Raw genomic sequence first — 19,053 nt, 5'->3', positions numbered from 1 at the left:
TAAAAAGGATGTTAAAGAAAAATAGAAAAGGGATTTATAAAATAGATTACTTAACCTACTGAATATGTTAATTATAAATAATTACGAGGATTACAAATCCTACGAAGGCAAAGAATTGGGCGTGTCCAGCTGGCATTTGATCGATCAACAACAGATCAATAAATTTGCTGATGCCACCTTAGACCATCAATGGATACATACCGATGAAGAAAGAGCGCAAAAGGAAGGGCCATTCAAGTCGACCATAGCACATGGCTACTTAACGCTTTCGCTTATCCCATACCTTTGGAAACAAATTGCAGAAGTCAGGAATGTGAAAATGGAGATTAACTACGGTATCGAAAATTTTAAATTTGGCGTAGCGGTTACGGTGAATAGTGAGGTACAGCTGAGCGCAAAAGTGAAAACGGTATTGAATCTAAGGGGAACGGTGAAAGTGATTATTCAAGCGACGCTCAACATTAAAGATAGCGCGAAACCGGCTTATGTTGGCGATGTTATTTTTCTATACCACTTTAATGATTAAGCGCATAGCATAAGATTTACAAAAAATGAGCAGGGGTTTATTTTTAATGATTGTATTAAAAATAAACCCCTGCCGTGTATAGCGTAAACTATTTTATTTCGCTGATGACCTGGATTGTTTTGGTTAGCGCATTGGACAATGATTCTTTATACGTCAAGAAAAGACTGTCTCGCTCGCCTTCATCAGTTGTCAGTTTTAATGCCTTTTTCTGCTCCTTTATTTCTTGAAGCTCATTGAGGTAAAGCTCATTAAAATGTTCGGGATCTTTGTTTTTTAATATTCTGGTCGTGTGCGAATATTGCTCAAAGATATCGGTGATAATCTCTAAATTTTTACCGTCGTAATGTCCTAAACCTGTGATTTTCTCGGAAAGCTTCTCCAGCTTTTTTCTTTCTTTTGCGTAACCCATAATTCGTGTAAAAGTACAGTTTATTCCTTTTTGTTTATAAATAATCTGACTTATCGTTCGATATCAATTAATTCGACGGTTTTGCCCATCTTCTTCTGGATAACGCCAAAGTGGTGCAACTCATTCAAAGTCACTAAGGATATTGCCAAACCATTCGCCTCAGCGCGTCCTGTCCGTCCTATGCGGTGCACATAGTCTTTGGGCGAACGCGGCAATTCGTAATTGATTACAAAAGGCAGCTCGATAATATCTATACCACGTGCCATTAAATCCGTAGAAACTAACACTTTTAATTTCCCTGTCTTAAATAACAGCAGGGATTCCGTACGAGAGCCTTGGCTTTTTTGGCCATGCATTGCCCGGGCATCAATTTTATTTTTGCGTAATTTATGGACGATTGAATCCACTTGATGTGTCGACGAAGCAAAGACCAATACTTGCTTCATCGCGTGTTTTTCGATTAAATGCCTTAGGTACGGGCCTTTTTTCTCAGGAGAAAGAAGGTATGCAATCTGCTCAATGGAATCTATGAATTCTTCCGCCTGCTCAATTTTGATTATCGTAGGTTCATTCAATACCATGCTTTGCAATTGATCCAGGTTAGGACTTAAGGTCGCAGAGAATAGGATATTCTGACGTTTTTTTGGCAATAGGGCAAGGATTTTGTCGATTTCAGCTTTAAACTCTTGGTTAAGCAGTTTATCCGCTTCATCCATGACCAGCGTCTTGACGCTCGATAGATAAACAGCATTTGATTCCAGCAATTCCAATAACCGTCCTGGCGTAGCAACTAACACCTGTACACCTTGCAAACCGATCATTTGAGGATTGATCGAAACGCCACCGTATACAGCGAGTGTCTTAATCCGCTGCGGTAGGTCTTTGCTAAAGACTTCGAAAACATCTTTGACCTGAACAGCCAATTCGCGTGTCGGAACCAATACCAATGTAGTGACATGCCGATTCTTGACTGAATTATCGTTTTGAAGACCAGATAGGATCGGCAAAACATAAGCAGCAGTCTTTCCTGTTCCCGTTTTAGCGATTCCTAGCACATCTTTGTTAGCCAAAATAGCAGGAATAGCTGCATTTTGGATTGCCGTAGGCTCATTAAATTGCTGATGAGCTGCGGTGTTTACTAAGGAAGGCGCTAAAGCTAAAGATTCAAAAGACATATACATTTCGTTTCGACAAAACTAAGCAAATATTATGGGTTTGGGCTGTAGGAGGTGATAAAGGTGAAGGAAGTGATGACTCCCCTTAACCCCTGAAGGGGGATTATTGAGGAAATTAAAAAGTTGATAAAGGAGAAGAGAACAAGGAGCAAGGATTCCCCCTAACCCCCGAAGGGGAAACTGTTGTTTTCCGGCTGTAGGCGATAAGCTTTAGGCCGTAAGCGTATTTGCGTCATGCTGAACTTGTTTCAGCATCTCTTCGTTTGAGATTCCGAACCAAGTTCGGAATGACGAAGTAATTAACACCCATAACGGATCTTTTACTTTTGAATTTTGAATTTTGAATTTGAAAAAATTTTTACTTTGAAAACCGCTGTTCGACATCTTCCGTAGGGCGATGTCGAACTATAGATAAACGGGATTTGCAATCCCGAAAATGAGTCTAGAGCGGATTACAAATCCGCTTTTATCAGAAATTCAGGATGACCCTTCGGAACATCCTGAATAGCGTGAAGTTTTCTGGCGATTGGCGATAAGCTTTAGGCCGTAGGCCGGCTATTAATTGGAAGGTTTTTTCACACGCGAAACGCGTGCGCTAGCTGATGTGATGATGGCGATAGGCTTTAGGCCGTAAGCGTATTTGCGTCCTGCTGAACTTGTTTCAGCATCTCTTTAAATAGAGTAAGGAGCAAAGAATAAGGAACAAGGATTTGGGCTGTTGCGTTGTCAATCTGAGTGCAACGAAGATTCTTTTTTTAGGTGATGATGGCAATAAGCTTTAGGCTTTAGGCCTGCTATTAAAAGGAAAGTTTTTTCACACGCGAAACGCGTGCGCTAGCTGATGTGATGATGGCGATAGGCTTTAGGCGGTAAGCGTATTTGCGTCATGCTGAACTTGTTTCAGCATCTCTTTGTTTGAGATTCCGAACCGAGTTCGGAATGACGAATCTATTAACACGCAGAAAGGATTTTTTACTTTTTACTTTTGAATTTGAAAACCGCTGTTCGACATCTTCCGCAGGGCGATGTCGAACTATAGATAAACGGGATTTGCAATCCCGACAATGAGTCTAGAGCGGATTACAAATCCGCTTTTATCAGACATTCAGGATGACCCTTCGGAACATCCTGAATAGCGTGAAGTTTTCCGGCTGTAGGCGATAAGCTTTAGGCTTTAGGCCTGCTATTAAAAGGAAAGTTTTTTTACACGCGAAACGCGTGCGCTAGCTGATGTGATGATGGCGATAGGCTTTAGGCCGTAAGCGTATTTGCGTCCTGCTGAACTTGTTTCAGCATCTCGTTGTTTGAGATTCCGAACCGAGTTCGGAATGACGAAGTAATTAACACCCATAACGGATTTTTTACTTTTGAATTTTTACTTTTGAATTTGAAAAAATTAGGCGATAAGCTTTAGGCTTTAGGCAGTAAGCGCATTTGCGTCATGCTGAACTTGTTTCTGCATCTCTTTGTTTGAGATTCCGAACCGAGTTCGGAATGACGAATCAACTAACACCCAGAAAGGATTTTTTACTTTTGATTTTTTACTTTTTAATTTTTCAATAAAATAAACAATGGTATTCAGAATTTAAAGGGCAAATATCCTGAATACCATCATTGCTGCAATCCATTAAGCGCTCCTTCACCTACGAATATCCATTAGTTGACCGGTTGATAATTGTGGAGAAGGATACCTTTCCGCGGGTGCCTAAAGCTTTCATACGGAAATTTAGGCGCTCATTGGCTGGCAGATCCAACAACTCAAACTTGCTGGTCGAACTGTAATTGTCGACCCAAGATACAGGTTTGGAATCATCGATCGGATCAGCAGTATACTGCAGGATCATAATAAGCGCACTGACAGGCTTTTTAGCGCTGGCGATTAGAGACCAAGGCAGAACACCTGGCTCTACCTTAAAATCATAAGGAGGCCATGGTGGTGTGGTGGGTCGGAAAAATCACCTCGAAACCAGAGCTGACCAGCTTCTCCTCATCGCCCTGTGCAATAGAACTTACCAAGCTAGCTAAGGAGCTTAAGCAAGTCAATAAATCTGTTCGCAAGGTGTTGCGCTGGGCGATCTTATTCCGATCGCGCGATAAAGCGGCTGTGCAAGCATTTCCAAAAGCAACTTGAGCCTCACTTAGTGTGTCCACTAAGTCTTGGGCGGTAGGGAAATTTGCATTTCCAGTTAGCGAAGCAACGACGCTCTTCGCAAAAGCGTTCAGATCCGTATTCTTAAAGAACGAATAACTGATTTTTAATTTTTTTGACATTTTTATAAAATTTAAAATGAATAACAAGTTTACGGATCTCTGTAACCTATTGCAAATCAGCGTTGAACCAATATGAAGTTAATCGAAGTTTTTGCTGTGCAAATGAATGAATTTGTAGAAATAAGATGCACAAGTTAGAGGCGATAAGCTTTAGGCGAAGCTAATCTTTATAGGAATAATAGGCAGCCGGTGGGGGGCAAGGGTTTAGGTGGCAAAGCAAACGATAAGAATAGGCGGATAGATTGATTTAATAGGCATCGGAAAGAAAAATTTACCGAGCGGTATCTTCTTCCTGCGTAAATTTATCTTCGTCCTGAGGCGAAGGTTTTCTATTTAGTCGAACATGCACTTTATCTTGTCCAGAAAGAAGGCTCTTTCGTGGAGAAAATAAGAAATTTGCTTGGACTTTATCCTCTTCAAGCCGCGAATGAAGAGTAAAAGTCGAAAGTTTATTGATATTATCTTAAACTTTAATAGGATGTAGTTAAAAATGACGCTGATCAATCCGAACTATAAAGAGAAAACGTCGGGATAAATTTCCTTAATTCTACGATGTATTTCTCTGCGGTGGGACTGAACGTCCTTCATTTGCTTTAAAATAAGATTTCAGCCGCGCCGGCGAATGTTCATAAAGAAAAAGATCAAGATAAATCTCTTCTTGATCATGATTTTGCCGCGACTTATATCCATCATTCGCGGCCGAATTTTGTTTCTTCGCGAACTTTTAACCTAAAATTCCGTTTGGGTTAACTGTTTTCTTCTCTTGTATAGAAAGTTTTTCATTTTAAGAAATTGAGGTTTTTGCAAAGGGCGATAAGCCTTCGGCTGTAAGCCGGCTACTAAACGGAAATTTTTTTTCACACGCGAAACGCGTGCGCTAGCGTGATGGCGATAGGCCATAAGCTTTAGGCTTTATGCCGTAAGCGTATTTGCGTCATGCTGAACTTGTTTCAGCATCTCTTTGTTTGAGATTCCGAACCAAGTTCGGAATGACGAATCTATTAACACGCAGAAAGGATTTTTTACTTTTGAATTTTTACTTTTTACTTTTGAATTTGAAAACCGCTGTTCGATATCTTCCGGAGGGCGATGTCGAACTATAGATAAACGGGATTTGCAATCCCGACAATGAGTCTAGAGCGGATTACAAATCCGCTTTTATCAGACATTCAGGATGACCCTTCGGAACATCCTGAATAGCGTGAAGTTTTCTGGCGATTGGCGATAGGCTTTAGCTGTAAGCGTATTTGCGTCATGCTGAACTTGTTTCAGCATCTCTTCGTTTGAGATTCCGAAACAAATTCGGAATGACGATGCGGATTAACGTCCTGTTGAACTTATTTCAGCATTTCTAAGATTTACTTACCTACCGAGATTCCGAACCGAGTTCGGAATGACAAAGTAATAATGAGTCTAGAGCGGATTACAAATCCGACTTTATCAGACATTCAGGATGACCCTTCGGAACATCCTGAATAGCGTAAATTGGATAGTATTTGCCTATTTTCTACACTATTTCTTTGGTAAAACCAACCGAATTGGTAGATTATAGGAAATTCGTGTCGGTGTTCCATTAACTTCAGCGACTTTCCAGCCTTTTGCCTGCGATAGCTTTTTTACAATATCTTCATCAATACCAAATCCCATGCTATCTTTTACTGCAACTGTGCTTGCTGAACCGTCAAGCTCTACAACAAAAGTGTATTTACCAACTAGTTCTTTTTTACCAGCATCTTTACGTGTCGGTAGCGTAAGATCTTTTGTGACCTCGGTTGTAGCTTTACTTACATCAATTTGTGTGTAGCCTAAAAGGGGAAACAGTAGAAATAGTATCAATGTTATAAATTTCATTTTGTTTATAATTTAGATTCAATGTTTATTAAAGTTCCGTAGATTTTTTAATAGCTGCAAATATATTAGCCTCGTAAAATACAAGGCCTATTGCGGTGCATCCTTCTTTAAAATACCTTTTTCTACGCTTTCATCAAGCAGTTGTTCTGCAAAGTTCCAAAGGCGGTCGGATCCTTCTTTGATGACTTTTTTCTTTTCGTACACTTTTTCATAAGGCACATCGAATTCCTTCCAGGTGCCGCCGTTATTGGACGTGTTTTGCAATAGCGGTTCTAGCCGATCCATTGATCGGGCAAATTTGGCTTCCTCGGTTTTCCCCGCTTCAAATTCTTCCCAGATATCAATTAATTCTGCGGCCTGTTCTTCGGGCAGCAATCCGAAAATACGTTCGGCTGCTATGCGTTCGGCTTCGCTGTTGCTATGGTTCTTTTGGCTGTCGTAGATAAAGGTGTCTCCGGCATCAATTTCGACAAGATCATGGATCAAAACCATTTTGACGACCTTTAGCATATCAACGGCATGATTGGCATGTTCGGCAAGAATAATGGCCATAACCGCCAGATGCCAGCTATGCTCGGCGTCATTCTCTTGGCGTTCGCTATTTAACAGCCTTGTTTTTCGCTGTATGTATTTAAGCTTATCAATTTCTTTGATAAAGGCAATCTGTTTACTTAAATTTTCTGATGGCATTTTTCTAAAATCAAACGGTGATTACAAATATAGCTTTATTCAAAAGGAGAGAAAGAGGAATAATTTTTTTTCAGATTAAGGAATCACGAAAAGTAACTTGCGCAGCTGGTCAACTTTTTCATATCGGAAGCCGAAAAGTGCAGTTTTTCAACTGATGCGGAGGCACTTTCGATTTATTAGTGGCTTTTTAGTGCTATTGTACTAAAATATGCTTTGAAAGAAATAGTGTATTAGCTGGAATTGACGCTCTATCTATACTTAAAAATGCATTTGTTTATAAAATTAACATTAAGCGAAATTAGGATTGAAAATATGAAATTAATAGTCAGATAGAACCAGTTTAAGATGGGTTATTACAAAGTAGAGATACTGATGTTCAAGCTATTCTTGTTAGCAATAAATTTTAATCGTTCGAATAACATAATTTTATCATGTGGGACAGAGGGTATATAGTCAAATTTATCTTTAGATACTACGTTGGCACTGTGATTTTGCACTTCTGTTAAAGCTCCATTGATTGTATTTTTATTTTCATCTTGTATCGATATATTATAGGGCGATTGTATATTGCTATTAATAAGCAAAGTCATGCTATAATCCCTGTTGGCAAGATTAAGGGTGTATAGGTTCAAAATAGTGTCTTTTTTTGAATTCATCACAAAATCATTTGAAGCGATTTTATGCGGAATATCTTTCAATTGATTAATGTCAAACCCAAATTGTAGTTCTTTCGATGAATAGATTTTGGTGTTAGATAAAGTCGTATCTCCATTTTGTATCGAAAATATATAGACGCTATCTGTTTCAATATTTATCACTTCTATGGATTTGATATCATCATATCTCCGTTCTGTTTTATTTCCTAGGCTATCAATCTTCGTATGAAAGCTTCTTGTTTTTATCCGTTTAAGTAGATAATGATTTATTTGATAAAGGGTGTCAGCACTAAATAGCGCCAAGGAATCATTTACTGTGAAGCTATGAATATAAGACCAATTTTGATTTTGTTGTTCCTTTTTCTTAAATGAAAAGCAAAGAATGCACAAGAAAGAAAGTGATATGTATTTTATACTAAAAGAATAATTTTTCTTGGTTAAGGTTTTCATAGCTATAAATTAAATTTTTACAAAAATCTACAATTGCTATTAAGTTTGTATTTCGTTGCTTTAGCTAAATTGTTAAGTTAACAAGCTTCTTGTAGATTTAAACCTGTTTTTATTAGTAATGCATGTATTAATGGACAAGCTGTGGGCGAAAAAAAAATTTCGGAGGGTAATAAATCCTATCTACGAATAAACTTTATTAAAGGTAATAATGCCGTAGTTTTCGATTCTCTAGGCCGGGGATAAAATGACTTTAGAAAAATTAGAACCGATAAGTTGAATTATTGCAAATAATATTTAACGAGATAAAGTATCAGCTAATGTTGTTTCAATAAATCTATAATGATGTTAAATGACGATTTTGCCTCTTTCATGACGGGTAGAAGAGGCCAGATATGGGGCATCTCGTAGCCTAGAATTACCTGATGGTCAATATTGGATTTTTCTAGCTTCTTTACTAGACGTTGCTGGTCAGGGTAGGTAATATCATTTTCGGCAATAAACAATAGTGTTTTTGGAAATCCTTCAAAACTGCCATTTATCGGTGAGATCGATGCGTCATTCAGGCTACTTTCGCCAGCACACATTTCCTTCGCGCTCAATACTCCTTTTTTGGAAAGCATGATATCTAATGGCTCAATTTCTTCGATTTTAGGATTAGAAAGCGTTGCATCGACTACCGGTGAGATTACTATCAAGCGATGCGGCAGGATCATATTCTTTTGAATAAGCCGCTGGACCAGCGCAATTGCCAATGTTCCTCCTACAGAATCACCTACTATTGTAATATCTTCTGGGTTAAATTTTTCCAAAGCTTTACCATACACATGATCGATATTTTCTGATAGCTGCGAAATGGTATGTTCAGGTGCTTTGGGATAATTGCACATCCAGACAGTATACGCTGTTTGTTTAACAATTTTTTCGACAGCGTCCCAATGATGTTGCACAGGTCCAGAAACAAAAGCACCGCCATGTATAAATATCAATAATTTACTTGATTTTTCCTTCGAACTTATTTCCGATATAGTGGTCTCCAACACTGTGAAAGTCCTTGAATGCGTATTTTTCCGTAGGTAGCTATTCCTAGGGTTAAAGACATCATCTTTGCGAAGCTTCCTATAATCAACAGGATCGCCGCTAAGAATCTTTTTTATGCCCTTGATTTTGATAACAAATACCAGCAAATAATAGGTAATGCTCTTTTTCATAATTTCTTATTGTTATAAGACGCATCAAGATAGTTATTTTTTGAACGCGCTTCAATTTATGAATTTATAGCCTACATCTTGTTTTTATCAACTTAAAATAATATGCAATTACCTGAGTCGTCCCAAGACGAATGCAGGTTAGGAGTGTCATTGAGTTTATCCGTATGTGTTCTATCGCCAAAGCATCCCTCGATTGCTGGCGGCCTGAATAGTTTCATCCCCATTGGCGATCACAGGTATTACCCCTGGACTATTTTGATGAATCGGATCCACATTGTATGTATTGCCATCGGCTGGAATAATTTTTAGTCGCCAGATAGCGCTGAATGTTCCAGAAGGCGTATAGTCTGTACCTACGAGCAGATAGTTTCCATCGGGCGAAAACTCAGGAAGTACCTCTCGGTCGTTGCTCTCTGTGACCTGTACGAAATTATTGCCATCGATATCCATCATGTAAATATGTTTATTCGCGGCCAAAGCTATCTTTGTACCGGAAGCATTAACCGTAAGATCTCCCCAATCTTCGTAGTTCATCTCTTTTATTAGCTTGCCGCTACTATAGGGTGGGTCGAGCCGGATGATGGACGATTTGTGGGTAAGCAGAAGCGAATTGCCCGGCAACCAAATTATTGCCGATCCTCTTGCTGGTTTTTCGCCATTAATGGCATCGATATGCCCTAACAGGGATCCATCAGTTTTAAGCAATACCCAGCCTGCTTCAAATGTAGGGGCAATGGCGATTAGCGTCTTATCAGGTGACAATATGCCTGAATGAAATCCACTCCCGCCATTCAACGGCGTATAATCAAACTGGTTCACAATTTCGCCGTTGGACATTTTGCTGATCACAAAGGTAATATCGTCATTCCAAATACTGGTTTTGCTGGCGGTAAGAATCCATTCCTTATCCCTCGAGATATCCCAACCGTTTCGTTTAGAATTGATGGGTAGGAATGTTGCCTTGACGCCCGTTGTAGCATCGATTGATAAGGTACCTTCGTCTGCCCAATCAAAAAACAACGTTCCCTTCAAGTTTGAAGGTATACTAGATTCAGGGCCATCCTCTTTGGAACAACCCACCAATAGAAATGCGATGAAAAAAAAAGCTAGTGTTTTCATATCTTGTATTATTTGCTATAAGCAAGGTATACATTAAGTCAGTCATATCTTATCCCCGAAAACCAGTATTCTTTAAGTTGATTTCGAATCGAACCTTGGGTTCTTATCCCGCTATAACGAAAAATACACTCTTTTGTAGTGTATTGGTGATCCCAATGGTACAAAACTCGAACTCTTTTTTGAAAGATTTACGTAAAATCAACAATTTAAAGGACAGTCCGTACCAATCTGATACATTCGTGGAAAAGATTAATCAACCCAAATCAAAACGAACTCAAAACCTTAGGAAATAGTGAAAATATAAAGTTCTATTTTTATTTACAAGAGGTCAACTATTTATTGCATGGAACGACCTTTTTATAGTTAGAATATGTTTGTAAATTTATCATATGGAAATAAAAGGACATCCAATCAAAAAAACTCGTTTTATAGAACAAGCCAATAGCTCAAATCTTTGCATATGGTGTCGCAAAAAAAAACCTAAAAACATCGCACACATTATTAGCAAATCATTATTGGTAAATGAAAAACATGAAAACAAATTAAAAATCAGTGTTTGTAGAGAATGTAATACATTTTGGGGGAACACAATCGAGGACTGGTTCCTAAAATATACGCCAATTGGTCATTGGAAGGAAAACATCCGAAATATTAAGACAAAAAAATCCATATCAAGAAATTTTAAATTCGTGCCTAATTTTATATACCTAGAGTATTTTAAAGAATGGATAGTCATTAATCACAGCGAAGACGGTGAAATATTACCGACACAAATATTTTTAACAAAAGAAAATAAATTCAAACTTTTTCATAGAATTTCAAACTCTAAATATACATTGGATGAAATTTTCAAACAGTTTACTACTGCAGTTAAAAATAGGGAATATAGCATATACAAATCACATCTGTTAGACGTTGAAAATCACCCTCGTCTTTTTCTACATAAGGGTAAATATATTTTAGTTGCGAAAAGTGATGATGAAGCGGAAAGCTTTGTTTTAAAATTCTTTTCATGTAATATAAAGAATGAGGCAATTCAACTTATTGTTGACAATCGAATTGGAAAGATTGAACAAATGCACGTGCATTACAAATGGTCTATTAAACGATATATAAGTTTATCCTCAAAGATTGTATTTGAATTTCTTACATTAATAAAAGGTGCTCACTTCACTCTTAATCCAGATTTCGATGATTTTCGGAGCTCACTTCTTAACCCCACAAGCAAATACGATAATCTTTCGATTTTAAATATTAGTGAAAAAGGATTTGCAGTTAAGAGATTAAATTATCCGAATTGGATTACACCTTGCAACAACTTAGTTCATAATTCGAAAGCAAGAATTCCTACCTTAGTTTTAAAAGATGAGGATAGATTCACGTATTCTATTGTAATCTATAAATTCGAAGATTTCATTTGTGCGACAGTGAAGTTATTTCAAATAGAGCATAGCAAAATAATAATTGCAAAAACCACAACGTCATTGGATAAAATCTATGCTATTACCTACTCTTTTAAAGATGACATCTTCAATATTTATGAAAGTAGCGAAAATGTAACTGACTATGATGAACTTATTTTAGTACCACATTACAAAGGAGATTTAGAGAAATTTGATACATAATGATTTGTAACATAAGTCTCATTCTGAAAAGAAACATTGTCCGTACGAAAGTATAAAAACTAAAGGGTAACATAAAGAAATTCTTTTTATTCAGACAATGAAAAATCAAGCCCTGATAACTCTGATGAAAAGTCTTCTGAAAATGGTTTAAAGAGTTCAACAATAGTCTCGTTTTGTAGCCTTTTTTGAAGGTAGCTATCGAAAGATATTGATGATTCTAAGTAGCCATATTGATTTTAAATTTACTAAAAATCTCATTGATCCTTACCAAAAAACATAATGAACAAGAAAGCCAATAAATCTTCCCTGACTTCGTCCCGTCTTATGAAAAGAGCTCAGTTATAATCACAAATTTTGGAAAGGCATATTGGCTTCATTTTAAACCTTTAGGATTATGAGATACCCGTTATAAAAAATAGTCTCTGACACACAATTTCCTGAGCCTTCTTCGAATCGAACGCTGGGTTCTCATCATGCTATAAACGAAAAAAGTCACTCTTTTGGAGTGACTTTGGTGATCCCGCTGGGATTCGAACCCAGGACCCATACATTAAAAGTGTATTGCTCTACCAGCTGAGCTACGGAATCCTTTTTAAAACGCGAAAGAAATAAGTTTCTTTGTTTGTTTAAAGTGATGCAAAGGTAGAAATTTAAATCTAATAAACAAATATAATTGAACAAATATTTGACCTATTTTGCATTCTCCTCTTTTTTAATCGTTGCTCAAGTATTTGCGGTCTTCTTCAGAAAGATTATCTGCCTTTTGTTCGTCTGTAAAATTGTTTACGTTGGGATTAGAGACGCCGTATTCTTTCGGGTGGGATTTCTTTCGGCTGAACAATAATCCGCCGGTGATAACGCCTAAAACAAAGAAAGCACCGATGATAAATAATTTCGAGGTGCGGATGTCGCCAAATAGCCAAAAACTAGCTTCTTCTTTGTTGTTGAATAGAACAATAAGAATAAATGCAATAAATAGGCCTGCGAATATTGACTTTGGTTTCATTTTCTTTCGTATAAGTTTATCAGCAAAAATATAAAAAAGGGGATAACTAAAAGCTATCCCCCTCAAAATAAATTTTTAAAGACTAATTATTCGCCAACAACCTCGAAAGGAACTTGAACTTTAACTTCTTTGTGTAAGTTTAAATTAGCTACATATTCACCTAAAGTTTTTGGTTCAACTTCAAATGTAATGCGGCGACGATCAACTTCGTATCCTTGTGCTTTCAATGCATCAGAAATCTGAATGCTATTTACTTTACCAAAGATTTTTCCAGTTTCACCTGCTTTAGCGCCGATAGAAAGTTTTACGTTTTCTAATTTCTCAGCTAATGCAGTAGCATCTTTCTTAATTTTATCTTGTTTGAACTGAGCTTGTTTAATGTTCTCAGCTAAAACTTTCTTTGCAGATGATGTTGCTAATAAAGCAAAACCTTGTGGAATTAAGTAGTTGCGACCGTAACCTGGTTTTACAACAACTAAGTCGTCTTTTTCACCTAGGTTCTTAATATCTTGTTTTAATATAACTTCCATGTCGTTTCCTCCTTATTTTAATGAATCAGTTACATAAGGCATCAAACCGATAATACGCGCACGTTTTACTGCTTGAGCTACTTTACGTTGAAATTTCAAAGATGTACCTGTAAGACGGCGAGGTAAAATTTTACCTTGATCATTTACAAATTTCAATAAGAAGTTTGCGTCTTTGTAATCGATGTACTTAATACCATTTTTCTTGAAACGGCAATATTTTTTACGGTTGTCATCCACTTTAGGAGCAGTCACGTATTGAATGTTTTCGTTAGCCATTGTTTGCTACCTCCTCATTTTTAGGCTCAGCCTTTTTGTTAAATGCTCCGCTACGTTTTTTCTCGTTGTAAGCAAGTGCATGCTTATCTAAAGAGATTGTTAAGAAACGCATCACACGCTCATCACGCTTGTATTGAAGCTCTAATTTGTTAATTAATTCACCTGGAGCCTTAAATTCAGTTAAGTGATAAAATCCAGTCGTTTTTTTCTGGATTGGATACGCTAATTTTCTCAAACCCCAATTGTCTTCAGCGACAATCTCGGCTCCGCCTTCTGTAAGGATAGTTTTGAACTTTGCGATAACTTCTTTCGCAGCCTCCTCAGAAAGCAACGGGGTAAGAATAATGACAGATTCGTACTGTTGCATTGTTTTAAATAATTATGTTAATTTAATAATTCCGCTTTTTACGGATTGCAAAGATAAAAATTATTTTGATAATAAATCATAATTTATATCGCTAAATATGTATCTTTTTAAACAAATTCGTCTGCTTCCGCAACTTCTTTCTGTTTCACTTCTGTTTTCCCTTCCGCTTTTTGCTTCTCTTTCTTTTCGGAAGTCCCAAAATCAGCAACTTCTATAATTCTTGGAATACTGCTCTTCGGAGCCATATACCGGAGTTTTTTGATGCGCTTCTTGCGTTTGTAATTTTTGTAAAGCTTGCTGTTGCTATACAGATTCCAGTTCATCAGCAAAACGCTGAACAGCACAACGGCCAAACCGGCAACTTGCATTTGCGTTACATAATGGTCGGAGAAAAAATGCACCAAGACCAATGCGACGATCGGATTCACATAAGCATAGGTGCTGACTTCTGTCGCAGGGCGCATCTGCAACAGCCAGATATAACAGCTAAACGCTAAAATTGAACCGAAGAGCGCTAGATAAATAATCGAAAACCAATCTTCAGTAGCTACAGCCGACGGTTGAAAGTTTGCATATTCTCCATTTAAAGAAGCCACTAGAGAGAATGCTAATCCTGCAATGGCCATTTGCCAAGCAGTTTTGACCATTACATTTAAATCTTCTTCCTGCTCTTCTTTTTGCTCAGGTTTTTTCGAGTATTTGGAGTACAAGGAACCGATTGTCCAGCCGATGGTTCCACAAGTCAACACCAGCATAGCGATCAGGTTCTGTGATTTTTCTTCTTCAGGGATGGACGTGAAAATCTGTTCGGCAAATAACATAATGACACCGATAAATCCTAAAATCAATCCCAAAACAATGGTTGGACTAGAAAAATTCTCTTTCCATTTTCGTTTATCAAAAATAATAAACCAGATAGCCGTCGCTGCCGAAAGGATAGATACAATTCCTGAAGAAATATATTGTTCAGACCAGATAATCGCGGCCATGTCTACAAATAATAGCAGGAAGCCAACGAATACCGCTTGTTTGACCGCTGCTTTGTTGAAGAGCTTATAGCCTTTTATCCAGCAGTAGCCCATCAATAGCACGCTGGCTATAACAAATCGAATCGACCCCAGCACAAAAGGAGGGAAGCTATGCAGTGCTTTTTCGATAAAGAAAAATGTGGAACCCCAAACAACATAAACTACAGCGTATGCAAATATAATGGACGTTATTGGCTTGGTTGAGTTTTGTCTCATTCGCGTACTGTTTATGAATTCGGGATAACTAATTTATTCTCTTCTTTGACGGTTTCCAGAACGATGGTCGTTCTTGTCGAAATGATTCCTTCGATTTTGCTCAGCGTATTGCGCATTAAATCAACCAATCCAGCTGAATCATTTGTGCGCACTTTAATTAAGTATCCATCATCGCCAGCAATGTCATGTACTTCCAACACTTCTGGAATTTCTGCCAAAAGCAAACCGACTTTCTGCACGCCAATAATATCTTGTGCTTTGATAAACATAAAAGACAGCATCTTCTGGTCTAGCGCCACCGGATTTATCCGCGCATGATAACCCAAAATAACTTCCTTTTGCTCTAATTTTTTAACACGTTCCAGAATTGCAGAAGGTGCCATGCCCAATTCGCGGGCAATATCTGCATTATTCGTGCGTGCATTATTCTGCATAATGCGTATGATTTGATAATCTATTTGATCTAAATTGAATTCTAACTTTGCCATAATTCTACAAAGATAATTATTGCAAGAATATAATTCAAAAAATGTTTATAAATTATGAATTATCTTCTGATATTTTTACTCATATAAAACATTTGTTCAGGATGCATGTTTTTGCGGAATTATTGAGATCTCTTTCCGATTTAATACAATAATACAAATGTTTCTTTATTTTTGTCTTGCTCAATTACATAAAGCAATCCATATTGAAAACTGCATTACACAATTTATCAACACAACTTACAGGGGATTTGTTTTTTGACGAATCCAATCCTAAACATCAAACGATTCGCCTCGCTTATGCAACAGATGCATCTGTCTATCAGGAAATTCCTCTTGCAGTAGCCATTCCTGCGAACGAACAGGATTTAGTTAGCTTGATTCATTTTGCTTCGCAACATCAGACGACTTTGATTCCTAGGACAGCGGGAACTTCTTTGGCGGGACAAGTGGTTGGAAAGGGGATTGTGGTTGATGTCTCGAAGAAATTTAACCAAATTTTAGAAGTCAATCCCGAAGAAAAATGGGTGAGGGTTCAGCCAGGAGTGATTCGGGATGACTTAAATGCCTATTTGAAATCGTTTGGATTGCAGTTCGGCCCTGAAACGTCCACAGCGAGTCGCGCAATGGTCGGTGGGATGATCGGCAATAATTCTTCAGGTTTGCATTCTATTGTTTGGGGCGATACACGACAGAATTTGATTTCAGCTGAAGTGTTGTTGAATGACGGTTCGAAAGTTAGCTTTTCTTCCGTCAGCGAATCAGAATATTTTCAAAAATTAACAGCAAAAAATAGAGAAGGAGATATTTATCGGAAGATCAATTCCATTATCTCTGATAAAAAGAATCAAGATATTATTACAAGCGGTTATCCAAAGAAAAACATTACCCGCCGAAATACGGGCTATGCATTGGATGAGTTGATCGATATGGAAAAGCCCTTTAACTTTTGCAGGCTGTTAGCCGGTTCGGAAGGGACGTTGGGGATCGTGACGGAAGCGAAACTGCAATTGATGGATCTTCCGGATCCTGAAATAGGACTTTTGTGCGTCCATTTCTCGGATATGATCTCTTGTATGGAAGGGAATATCGTTGCCTTAAGGCATCATCCCGAAGCGTCGGAGTTGGTCGATAAATACATCATGGATTTTACCGTTGGCCATCCTACCTATCAGTACAATCGCTTTTTTATTGAAGGAGATCCGCAGGCCTTATTGATTATCGAATTTAGGGCAAAGACACAGGACGAAATTCTGCTTAAGGCAGAAGCGTTAAAAGCAGAATTGATTGTCAATCAGCTTGGCTATGCCTATCCGTTGATTACGGGCAAACAGCAGACCGATTTGGTTTGGGATGTTCGTAAAGCTGGATTGGGCCTGATCAGGAATCTTCCTGGCGATAGCCAACCAGTTAACTTAATTGAAGATTGTGCGGTTTCACCGAATGACTTGCCAGCGTATGTAGCCGAAATCCAGCAGCTATTGAATGAAGAGAATGTGCATGCTTCGTATTATGCGCATGCAGGAGCTGGCGAATTGCATATTGAGCCATTTGTGAATCTAAAGACGACAGAAGGCAGGAAGACTTTTCGTTCCATATTGGAAAAAACCACCGACCTTGTAGTCAAATACAATGGGTCGCTGAGCGGTGAGCATGGCGATGGGCGTTTGCGAGGCGAGTTTATTGGAAAGGTACTTGGAGAACAAGTGTATGCATTATTACAGGAAGTAAAAGATATTTTTGACCCGAATGGTGTATTCAATGCGAATAAAATTGTGAATACGCCTCCGATGGATACTTCATTAAGGTATGATACAGTTCGGGATGGAAAAGATATTTCAACATATTTCGATTTTACCAAACAAGAAAGTATCCTTCGCTTAGCGGAGAAATGTTCGGGTTCTGGAGATTGCCGAAAAACTGAAATCACAGGCGGGACCATGTGTCCATCGTTTATGGCAACTAGAGACGAGAAAGATACGACTCGCGCTCGGGCGAATATGCTGCGCCAGTTTTTGACAAACTCGACTAAGAAAAACCGCTTTGATCATGAAGAGATCAAGGAGGTGATGGATTTATGTCTGAGCTGTAAAGGCTGTAAGACGGAATGTCCATCAAGCGTGGATGTGGCGAAAATGAAAGCGGAGTTTTTGCAGCATTATTATGATGCACATGGAAGCTCTTTTCGATCTAAGCTCATTGCCAATTTTACATTTAGCCAAAAAATGGGGTCGTTTGTTGCTCCTCTGTATAATACGTTGGCGCAGTCCAGATTTTTTGGAAATATCATAAAGCAAACCATTGGCTTTGCCAAAGAACGTTCATTGCCATTGGTGACTTGGACAACGCTACAGCGATTTGTCAATCAACAGCGGCCGATTCAGTCGAACCGCAAAGTCTATTTGTTCTGCGATGAGTTTACTAATTATAACGATAGCGAAATTGGTATCACAACCTACAAACTATTGACCGCTCTGGGTTATCAAGTTGAAATTCCAAAGCATGTAGAAAGTGGACGTACTTACTTGTCGAAAGGTTTTGTCAAAAAAGCCAAACAAATTGCTGAAAAAAACGTCGCCTTGCTGGAAAATTTGATTACAGATGATACGCCATTGATTGGAATCGAACCTTCAGCGATTTTGACATTTAGGGATGAATATTTGGATTTGGTACCGCAAGAGAAAAAGGAAGCTGCACACCGCATAGCGAAGAATGCTTTGATGATCGATGAGTTTTTCGTTCGGGAAATGAAGGCTGGACACATTCATCAGGAACAATTTAGCAATGAGCGCAGGCAGATTAAATTGCATGGGCATTGCTATCAAAAAGCTTTTCATTTGGTGGATTTCACCAAGCGCATGCTTTCATTTCCTTCTAACTACGAAGTAGAAGTTATTCCTTCAGGATGCTGCGGTATGGCTGGATCTTTCGGGTTTGAGAAAGAACATTATGAAGTGTCCATGAAAGTAGCCGAATTGGTCTTGCTTCCGGAAGTCCGCAAGACAGATTTAAAAACATTGATTGCCGCCGCGGGAACATCATGCAGGCATCAAATCAAGGATGGCGTAGGCCGCGAAAGCTACCATCCTGTTGAAATTTTGTACACGGCACTTTTAAGTAAGTAAAAACATTTTGCTAAATTTATTGTTGGTTTTAAAAAACACA

At 38.2% G+C, this 19,053-nt stretch carries 19 protein-coding genes and 1 tRNA gene; 3 read left to right on the top strand and 17 right to left on the bottom strand.

All coding sequences use genetic code 11. From position 1 onward, the window contains the following. Positions 1–64: 64 nt before the first annotated feature. A complete protein-coding gene (locus tag C4F49_RS03790; RefSeq protein WP_196934552.1) occupies positions 65–526 on the top strand; it encodes a MaoC family dehydratase in 462 nt (153 codons plus the stop codon). 88 nt (positions 527–614) lie between these two features. Here the strand turns inward: C4F49_RS03790 and C4F49_RS03785 are convergent, their stop codons facing one another. From C4F49_RS03785 to C4F49_RS03740, 10 genes are all read right to left on the bottom strand, one after another. After that, a complete protein-coding gene (locus C4F49_RS03785; RefSeq protein WP_196934551.1) occupies positions 615–935 on the bottom strand; it encodes a hypothetical protein in 321 nt (106 codons plus the stop codon). A 50-nt stretch (positions 936–985) separates the two neighbouring features. After that, entirely contained in the window at positions 986–2,110 is a 1,125-nt protein-coding gene (locus C4F49_RS03780) for a DEAD/DEAH box helicase (protein WP_196934550.1), read from the bottom strand. A 1,186-nt stretch (positions 2,111–3,296) separates the two neighbouring features. After that, a complete protein-coding gene (locus tag C4F49_RS03775; protein WP_196934549.1) occupies positions 3,297–3,461 on the bottom strand; it encodes a hypothetical protein in 165 nt (54 codons plus the stop codon). Between the two features lie 292 nt (positions 3,462–3,753). Further along, positions 3,754–3,954, bottom strand: coding sequence for a hypothetical protein (locus C4F49_RS03770; RefSeq protein ID WP_196934548.1), 201 nt, complete (start codon positions 3,952–3,954; stop codon positions 3,754–3,756). Positions 3,955–4,027: 73 nt separating this feature from the next. After that, positions 4,028–4,381, bottom strand: a complete 354-nt coding sequence (locus tag C4F49_RS03765) for a hypothetical protein (protein ID WP_196934547.1) — start codon at positions 4,379–4,381, stop codon at positions 4,028–4,030. A gap of 1,512 nt (positions 4,382–5,893) precedes the next feature. Then, positions 5,894–6,232 (bottom strand): hypothetical protein, encoded by a 339-nt coding sequence (locus C4F49_RS03760; protein ID WP_196934546.1) that lies wholly within the window; start codon positions 6,230–6,232, stop codon positions 5,894–5,896. Positions 6,233–6,319: 87 nt separating this feature from the next. Then, a complete protein-coding gene (locus tag C4F49_RS03755; protein ID WP_196934545.1) occupies positions 6,320–6,922 on the bottom strand; it encodes an HD domain-containing protein in 603 nt (200 codons plus the stop codon). A gap of 353 nt (positions 6,923–7,275) precedes the next feature. Then, positions 7,276–8,028, bottom strand: a complete 753-nt coding sequence (locus C4F49_RS03750) for a hypothetical protein (protein WP_196934544.1) — start codon at positions 8,026–8,028, stop codon at positions 7,276–7,278. 314 nt (positions 8,029–8,342) lie between these two features. After that, positions 8,343–9,236 carry an alpha/beta hydrolase gene (locus C4F49_RS03745; RefSeq protein WP_196934543.1) on the bottom strand — a complete coding sequence of 298 codons (894 nt, stop codon included), beginning with the start codon at positions 9,234–9,236 and terminating at the stop codon, positions 8,343–8,345. Between the two features lie 171 nt (positions 9,237–9,407). Then, on the bottom strand, positions 9,408–10,355 hold the full coding sequence (locus C4F49_RS03740; RefSeq protein WP_196934542.1) for a TolB family protein: 948 nt from the start codon (positions 10,353–10,355) through the stop codon (positions 9,408–9,410). A 389-nt stretch (positions 10,356–10,744) separates the two neighbouring features. On the opposite strand from C4F49_RS03740, the gene C4F49_RS03735 reads away from it, so the two are divergent. Continuing rightward, positions 10,745–11,980 carry a hypothetical protein gene (locus C4F49_RS03735; RefSeq protein ID WP_196934541.1) on the top strand — a complete coding sequence of 412 codons (1,236 nt, stop codon included), beginning with the start codon at positions 10,745–10,747 and terminating at the stop codon, positions 11,978–11,980. Positions 11,981–12,492: 512 nt separating this feature from the next. On the opposite strand, the gene C4F49_RS03730 is transcribed toward C4F49_RS03735, so the two are convergent. From C4F49_RS03730 to C4F49_RS03700, 7 genes are all read right to left on the bottom strand, one after another. Continuing rightward, positions 12,493–12,568 (bottom strand) — tRNA-Lys (locus C4F49_RS03730). 124 nt (positions 12,569–12,692) lie between these two features. Next, positions 12,693–12,986 (bottom strand): LapA family protein, encoded by a 294-nt coding sequence (locus C4F49_RS03725; protein WP_196934540.1) that lies wholly within the window; start codon positions 12,984–12,986, stop codon positions 12,693–12,695. 86 nt (positions 12,987–13,072) lie between these two features. Further along, positions 13,073–13,516: a 50S ribosomal protein L9 gene (gene rplI, locus C4F49_RS03720; RefSeq protein WP_196934539.1), complete on the bottom strand. Its 444-nt coding sequence runs from the start codon at positions 13,514–13,516 to the stop codon at positions 13,073–13,075. 12 nt (positions 13,517–13,528) lie between these two features. Then, a complete protein-coding gene (rpsR, locus tag C4F49_RS03715) occupies positions 13,529–13,792 on the bottom strand; it encodes a 30S ribosomal protein S18 (RefSeq protein ID WP_196934538.1) in 264 nt (87 codons plus the stop codon). Further along, positions 13,785–14,159, bottom strand: coding sequence for a 30S ribosomal protein S6 (gene rpsF, locus C4F49_RS03710; RefSeq protein WP_196934537.1), 375 nt, complete (start codon positions 14,157–14,159; stop codon positions 13,785–13,787). The genes rpsR and rpsF overlap by 8 nt, the downstream gene beginning before the upstream one ends. A gap of 107 nt (positions 14,160–14,266) precedes the next feature. Beyond that, positions 14,267–15,403: an EamA family transporter gene (locus tag C4F49_RS03705; protein WP_196934536.1), complete on the bottom strand. Its 1,137-nt coding sequence runs from the start codon at positions 15,401–15,403 to the stop codon at positions 14,267–14,269. Positions 15,404–15,414: 11 nt separating this feature from the next. Further along, positions 15,415–15,891, bottom strand: coding sequence for an Lrp/AsnC family transcriptional regulator (locus C4F49_RS03700; protein ID WP_196934535.1), 477 nt, complete (start codon positions 15,889–15,891; stop codon positions 15,415–15,417). A 203-nt stretch (positions 15,892–16,094) separates the two neighbouring features. Between C4F49_RS03700 and C4F49_RS03695 the strand changes: the two genes are divergently transcribed. Beyond that, complete coding sequence (locus tag C4F49_RS03695) at positions 16,095–19,013, top strand: FAD-binding and (Fe-S)-binding domain-containing protein (RefSeq protein ID WP_231388196.1); 2,919 nt, start codon at positions 16,095–16,097, stop codon at positions 19,011–19,013. Positions 19,014–19,053: the final 40 nt, after the last annotated feature.

Source organism: Sphingobacterium hungaricum (genome assembly GCF_015210005.1).
GTDB classification, from domain to species: Bacteria; Bacteroidota; Bacteroidia; order Sphingobacteriales; family Sphingobacteriaceae; genus Sphingobacterium; species Sphingobacterium hungaricum.
This window is presented reverse-complemented; position numbering and strand designations above follow the sequence as displayed.